General features: G+C 45.9%; 6 protein-coding genes and 1 pseudogene. 5 read left to right on the top strand and 2 right to left on the bottom strand.

Annotated elements, in window-relative coordinates; translation table 11 throughout:
• A partial coding sequence (locus ACEW9I_RS09705) for an NmrA family NAD(P)-binding protein (protein ID WP_373540146.1) occupies positions 1-747 on the bottom strand: 747 nt, incomplete at its 3' end.
• A 21-nt stretch (positions 748-768) separates the two neighbouring features.
• Complete coding sequence (locus ACEW9I_RS09700; protein WP_373540145.1) at positions 769-2,613, bottom strand: alpha-amylase family glycosyl hydrolase; 1,845 nt, start codon at positions 2,611-2,613, stop codon at positions 769-771.
• Between the two features lie 510 nt (positions 2,614-3,123).
• Between ACEW9I_RS09700 and ACEW9I_RS09695 the strand changes: the two genes are divergently transcribed.
• The 5 genes and pseudogenes from ACEW9I_RS09695 to ACEW9I_RS09675 all read left to right on the top strand — a co-directional run.
• On the top strand, positions 3,124-3,483 hold the full coding sequence (locus tag ACEW9I_RS09695; protein WP_373540144.1) for a hypothetical protein: 360 nt from the start codon (positions 3,124-3,126) through the stop codon (positions 3,481-3,483).
• 337 nt (positions 3,484-3,820) lie between these two features.
• On the top strand, positions 3,821-4,129 hold the full coding sequence (locus ACEW9I_RS09690; protein ID WP_373540143.1) for a hypothetical protein: 309 nt from the start codon (positions 3,821-3,823) through the stop codon (positions 4,127-4,129).
• A 50-nt stretch (positions 4,130-4,179) separates the two neighbouring features.
• Complete coding sequence (locus ACEW9I_RS09685) at positions 4,180-5,514, top strand: ABC transporter permease (RefSeq protein WP_373540142.1); 1,335 nt, start codon at positions 4,180-4,182, stop codon at positions 5,512-5,514.
• Positions 5,515-5,520: 6 nt separating this feature from the next.
• A complete protein-coding gene (locus ACEW9I_RS09680; RefSeq protein WP_373540141.1) occupies positions 5,521-6,198 on the top strand; it encodes an ABC transporter ATP-binding protein in 678 nt (225 codons plus the stop codon).
• Positions 6,199-6,323: 125 nt separating this feature from the next.
• Positions 6,324-6,632 (top strand): annotated as a pseudogene (locus tag ACEW9I_RS09675) (hypothetical protein); the annotation flags it as partial.

Below are 6,632 nucleotides of genomic sequence, written 5' to 3'. Positions count from 1 at the left end.
GAATCCTTGCCTCAACATTTGCCAAATAAATATTGGAATTGAAGGATTAGTATATTGAATTGGTCGGCCTAAAACAGCAGTAAAAATGGTTGCGACTTCGGAGTAAGTTAGAGCCGTTGCACCTGTGAGATCGTAAGCACGGTTACTTGGTAGTTCTCCTTTAGATCGTTCGTGGAGTGTGGGCTTTGCCCAATCGGGTGATTCTGTGAGGATTTTCACGGCAACAGCAGCAATATCTCGGACATCGATAAAACTCGTTCTCCCATTGCCAGCAGGCATAAACAGCCTGTCGCGAAGTCGGATATCTTCACGATGGGTAGTATTGAGATTTTGCATAAAAAAACTACAGCGCAAGAAAGTTGCTGGAGTATTTAATTGTTCGATTGCCCGTTCGATTGCATAATGTGGCACGATCCGATTTTGATCCGCGCCGATAATCGATAGAAATACTATTTCTTCAATACCCGCTTGTTTGGCTGCACTTAAAACAGGAGTAATTTTGTGAATATCGGCGATCTCCGGTGGACGCACTAGAAAAAGTTTATTAATTCCAGCGAAAGCATTGGTAAAAGTATCAGGATTAGTAAAATCGAATAAAACACAGCGAACTTTACTGCCGAGACTCTTGTGAGCTGCGATCGGATTTCTGACTGCTGCGGTGACAGAATAGTTCAGATCGGAGAGTAATCGCACCACTTCTCGTCCAACATTGCCCGTCGCTCCTGTCACTAAAACATTGCTAATCATGAGAATATATCCTCTTTAAATCTACTGCTTCCTAAATATTAAAACCGACCATTTAGGTAGATTGATGTAAATCTTTCTGTCTGCTTGGACTTGCAGACTATGCCCATAGTTACCCGAATTATTCCAACCGTCATACTGAGGTGATTGAGAGTTAAAAATTTCTGACCACTGCCCTATTTCTCCACCCAAATCGATCCCATAATCATGTTCTTGCCACTGACGATCGCTCAGATTGACAACAACCACCACAATATTGCCGCCTTCATGCCAGCGTTTGAAAGCTAAGACCGTATTTGTGCGATCTTCATGAATAAATTGCAAAGTATCGCTGCGTAAAGCCGGATGATGCCAGCATATCCAGTTGATATCTCTGACTAAATTTCGCATCGATATTCCGATCGGATCTCCCGCAATTGCCCAATCAAATCGATGTTCTGAAGTTACTAGATTTCCGTCTGGATTTGGCCACCAATAGCCCCAATGATGACATTCCGACCCCATAAATAACATCGGGGTACCAGGCATCGCCACATTTAACGCCCAACCGAGGCGGGCTTGAGCGCGTGCATACCAGTTATCTCGTCCGCCACATAGCTCAACGAAATAGCGATTATCTGGCTGTTTTCCGCTCTGGGAATCGGCAATGCGATCGTGTGAGCCGAGCAAATAGCGAACAAAATTCCAAGGTCGATCGAATCCCATCCAACCGATAAATGATTTGAGGTTATCTATGGTATTTTCGCCATTTACAGCGTGACGAAAAGCGAACGGATCGGACATACCCCATACTGCATTAAAGTCTAATTCACGGATGACTTGACCCCAGCGATCTTGCTGTTCGCTCGTCCATTCGGCAATGAAATATTTATCTCGCCAGTAAGGATTTTCGCGAAGTCCGGCAATAATATGTTGAGTGCATTCCCACGTCAGACTATGTGCCATATCAAACCGCAACCCATCGCCGCGATATTCATGCAACATCATCCGCGCGTGGTCGAGTAAAAAGTTTTGGACTTCCGATTTCCAATGCGCGAACGCTCGACCATCTTCATCCCGCGCAGGTTCGTACCGAAATGGGTCTTCAAAATAAATGCCGCCTTCATCGCTTGTATTGCCATCATATTGCCAGTAATGATTATGACTGGTCGAAGCATGATGATAAACCACATCAAAAATCACTGCTAGACCTTGGCTGTGTGCGGCATCTACGAGCGATCTAAGCTGTGCTGGAGTCCCGTACCCATTGTGCGGTGCAAATAGGTTGGTGGCTCCATAACCTTCCCCATCGATGCCATCAACTTGCTCGATCGGTAATAGTTGGAGGGCGTTAAAGCCGAGTTCGCGAATATATCCCAGCTTCGTCTCAAAGTCGGCAAACGTGGCATAAGTTGAGATATTCAGATGGTCGTTGAGTCCGGCAAATGAACCCACATGCGCCTCATAAATAATCAGATCTGCAAATTTGGGCGTGGCAAATTCAGACCACTGCTGCTGCCAATCGACGACGATCCCTCTGGCGTTGTCTTCCGCACTCTCGACTTGGCGTGCATAGGCATCTACACGAGTCAAGATGCCGCCTGGATTGGTAGGATCGCCGCCTTGATTAACAATTGAGAATTGATAGGGTTGCCCCGCCACAATGCCTGCTACATCTACCGACCAATAGCTAGGATTGCTGGGTTCTGGTGCGAGGGCAACTTGGGACATCTGTTCGTCTTGCCAGATGTGAACCGAAACGGCAATCGCGTTCGGTGCCCACACCCGAAACGAGCACTTATCGCTAAATAAATTTGCACCCATGCCAGGATGAACACTCTGAGAAACGGATACCACCGATCTATTAACCACCATTAAAGATTCACTCATGGTTTTGATTTCTGTTTACATAGCAAGTGATAACAGCCGATAAATCTGTTAGTGTGAGCGATTTTGTTTGTTTTGTCTAAACAGAAACTAAACTAGCTTTGTTGTTATGCAAAACTGCCCGTATTTATCATATCTTCCAAATGTGAGGAAGTTGTGAGGTTTTTACGAGATATTTTTAGCTTATTCAACAAGATTAATGACTCAAAGCTTTTCCAGGAAATAGTTGCAAGCTTCGAAATCAGCTAAAGCTAGATGCATTTTGCTTATAATAAAGCGGTCAAGATTGATGCAATATTATTCTGTTTTATTAAGATATTTTTATCTATACCTTTAGAGAGAGTGACTTATCAATTTTGTTGATTATCTTTAGTAATATGTCCAATTAATTAAATTCTAAATTTAATTGTTGGCGGTAGCGGAGCGTTTGCCCGTGCCTCTGGCAGGCTAACGCCAAGAGCAATAGCCTACCGGATGTAATTGACCCAAACTTTGTATTTTAAAACTAATCTTATGAAAAAGATAATTTTGCTGGCACTGGCATGTACGGGATTCGTAGTGACTACGCCCTTTACCGCACATGCACTAGATTCAGAAAAAATCGGTCAGAACCTCCATCTGGAGCCGAATATGTCGTTGGCGTTGGCGGAGCCTCTGCTGGACGAGAGAATTGCCCAGTATCGTCGCAACCAAAATCGCGACCGACAGTTCTCTGTTTATTATCGCAACCGTGGCGTTCGCCAATGGACTCTAGAGGGATACCATGCAACTCGTCGCGATGCCCAAAACGCCTCCAACAGATTGCAGCGACGTGGCTACAGAACCTATATTCAAGTCAGTCGAAGAGTCTATGGTGGTATGAATCGCGGCTAATATCCAAAATTGAAGGCGTTGGTGGAGACTGCACCAATGCCTGATACCAAAAGTAGAAAGGTCGTGGCAGGAAATCGTTGGCGTAGCCTACCGGAGGTAATCGCAAGATATCGCTGGTGCTACTGCCAATACGGTTCGGTTAGCTAGTTAGGTAGCGGTTGAAACCGCTGCTAGTGATGCAAAGTCCGCCTTCGCGGACTGACAATATCTAAGAAAATGGACTTAACCGAACCGTATTGGGGCTACTGCTCAGGTCGCCGAAGCCAACGCTAGTTTACAAAAGCTAATTGCCGGAAATCGATCGCAAGACATCGCCCAAGCACAATTTCAGGTAGCGGTGACTGACTCTCAACGATTGCTCAGTCAGGGGATGAATGTGACGATCGATTTCAAGGCTGGAGAGCTAAATCAGGTGCTGATTGTACCGACGGCTTCGATCGTTCAGCAGGACAAGGCGCAGGGTGTATTTGTGTCGAAAACAGGTGCCGATCCGGTATTTATGCAGATCGTGGTGGGGACGACTGTTAATGATAAGACTGAGGTTAAGTCAGGTTTAACTGGGAATGAAAGGGTTTTACTCAGTTTTCCCGCCGGAACCCGTAAGGTAACATCGATTACAGGTGGCGGGGGTGGGCGTGGACGGTAGATAGCCGGAAATTACAATCTCGGAAATTACCATTTATGGATACTTGAATCATGCGTAGATCTACCCACCCCGCCCTACGGGCACCCCTCCCAAGAGGGGATTTACAGGACAAATCTCTTTTGCGTCCTTCTCGTCGTACTAAGCGTAAAATCTCGCTGCTGGAAATATTTTTGATGGCGGTGGAAACTCTGTGGAGTAATAAAGTCCGTAGCGGATTGACGATGTTGGGGGTAATTATTGGGATATCCTCGGTGATTGCGATTACATCGATCGGGCAAGGCGTACAAAAAGATACCCAGTTGAAAATTGAGGGATTGGGTACAAATATTCTTCAGGTTTCAGCAGCATCTGCGCGAACGGGTGGGATTAGTCAGGGGGCTGGTTCTGCTAGTACTCTGACATGGGAGGATGCTCAGGCGATCGCGAAACAAGTCCCCGCCGCTACAGCGGTGGCTGCATATCTACAACGCGGGAATATTCAGGTGGTGCGGGGCAATGTCAATATTTCTACAAGTGCTTTGGGAGCGGATTTGAACCTGCCAGTAGTGAGAAATCTCCATACGCAACTAGGGACGTATTTCCGTCAGGAAGATTTAGATATCGCCAAACCAGTCGTTGTGCTTGGTTCAAAGGTTTGGAATGACTTGTTCTCGCCATCGGAAAATCCGATCGGTGCCGATATTCGGGTGCGGGGCAACCGCTATAGTGTTATCGGTGTAATGGAATCGAAAGGATCGATCGGTGGGCAAGATGCGGATGACATTATTTATATACCGCTGACTAATATGTCCGCCGAAATTGTCGGGAATAATTCGCTTACAGGTACGGCGATTAATGGTTTCTTGCTGCAATCTAGCAATGCCGATCGACTTGAAGCAGCGCAATTTCAAGTAACGAATGTACTCCGGCTGCGCCATAATATTCGCCCGCCCAAAGAGGATGATTTTCGCGTTACCAATCAAGTGGATATCATTAATACTTTCACGAGTATTATGAGTTCATTTACGCTGATGATTGGTGCGATCGCCGGAATTTCGCTCATTGTTGGTGGCATTGGCATCGCGAATATTATGCTAGTTTCGGTGATGGAACGGACGCGCGAAATCGGTCTACGAAAAGCCGTAGGTGCAACTAGCGGCGCAATTCTAAATCAATTTTTGATGGAATCGATCGTGATTTCATGTATCGGTGGTGGAATTGGGATCGGGCTGGGCATCGCGATCGCTTTCACCGCCGCCACCGTGTTTAAATTTCCCTTTGTGGTGTCTTTATGGTCGGTGGTACTAGGTTTTGTCATTTCGCTGATTGTTGGGGTGCTAGCGGGCGGTATCCCTGCCCGTAATGCGGCTAAATTAGACCCGATCTTGGCATTACATGGGGATTAATTAACTATGGCAAGTATGATTTCACTCAAAGATATTACTAAAACCTATCATTTAGGCACACTCGATGTGCCAGTCCTCAAACGCATTAATTTGTCGATCGAGGAGGGTGAATATGTAGCGATTATGGGGGCTTCGGGTTCGGGAAAATCGACCCTGATGAATATTATCGGTTGTCTCGACAGGCCAAGCAGTGGGCAATATTTTTTAGCAGGTCAAGATCTAACTACCCTCGATGATGATGAACTTGCCGATATTCGCAATCAATATATTGGATTTGTATTTCAACAGTTCAACCTTTTACCAAAGCTCACATCCCTCTCGAATGTGATGCTACCGATGATTTATGCCGATGTCGATAAGTCGCAACGAGTCGAACAAGCGACAGCAGCCCTCGTCCAAGTTGGTTTGAAAGATCGACTTCAGAATAGCCCTAATCAGCTCTCAGGCGGACAACAACAGCGGGTCGCGATCGCCCGTGCTTTAGTCAATCATCCCGCCTTAGTCCTCGCCGATGAACCGACTGGCGCGCTGGATTCCACTACTTCTAAGGAGATTATGGATTTGCTGACAAAGTTAAATCAACAAGGTACGACAATTGCGATCGTTACTCATGACGCTAATGTCGCAGCTAGAACAAAACGGATCATTCGGATGGTGGATGGGGTAATTGTTGAATCGAAATAACTTTGAATGTTACCCACCGTTATCTTACCTGGCTACTTTGAAAGTGCCGATCTCTATCTGCCACTTCAACAGGCTTTAACAAAAATAGGTACAAAGGCAACGACGGTACCACTACGAATCCGAGATTGGCTACCAACACTAGGCGGTCGATCGATGGTACCGATTTTGCGACAACTCGATTACCTCCGGTACGCTTGCGCGAACGAACTGTCAATACAGCTTTAGTAGACAATAATAGCCAGCAAATTAATCCGATCGGACACTCAGCCGGAGGGTGGATTAGTAGAATTTACCTGGGAGAAATACCCTATACAATTTATGGTGATGTTACTGCTAGCGCGGTAGGTTTGTGGAATGCTAGAGCTAAAATTGCCACTTTGATTACTTTAGGTACACCGCAGATTAGTTGTGCAAAGTTGACCAAGAAAAACCTC

The sequence above is a fragment of the Chamaesiphon sp. genome (assembly GCF_041738855.1).
In the GTDB taxonomy this organism is placed as follows: domain Bacteria; phylum Cyanobacteriota; class Cyanobacteriia; order Cyanobacteriales; family Chamaesiphonaceae; genus Chamaesiphon.
This window is presented reverse-complemented; position numbering and strand designations above follow the sequence as displayed.

Coding starts and splice junctions, on each gene's coding strand:
- ACEW9I_RS09700 (WP_373540145.1), bottom strand. CDS start 2,613: ATGAGTGAATCTTTAATGGTGGTTAATAGATCGGTGGTATCCGTTTCT.
- ACEW9I_RS09695 (WP_373540144.1), top strand. CDS start 3,124: ATGAAAAAGATAATTTTGCTGGCACTGGCATGTACGGGATTCGTAGTG.
- ACEW9I_RS09685 (WP_373540142.1), top strand. CDS start 4,180: ATGCGTAGATCTACCCACCCCGCCCTACGGGCACCCCTCCCAAGAGGG.
- ACEW9I_RS09680 (WP_373540141.1), top strand. CDS start 5,521: ATGGCAAGTATGATTTCACTCAAAGATATTACTAAAACCTATCATTTA.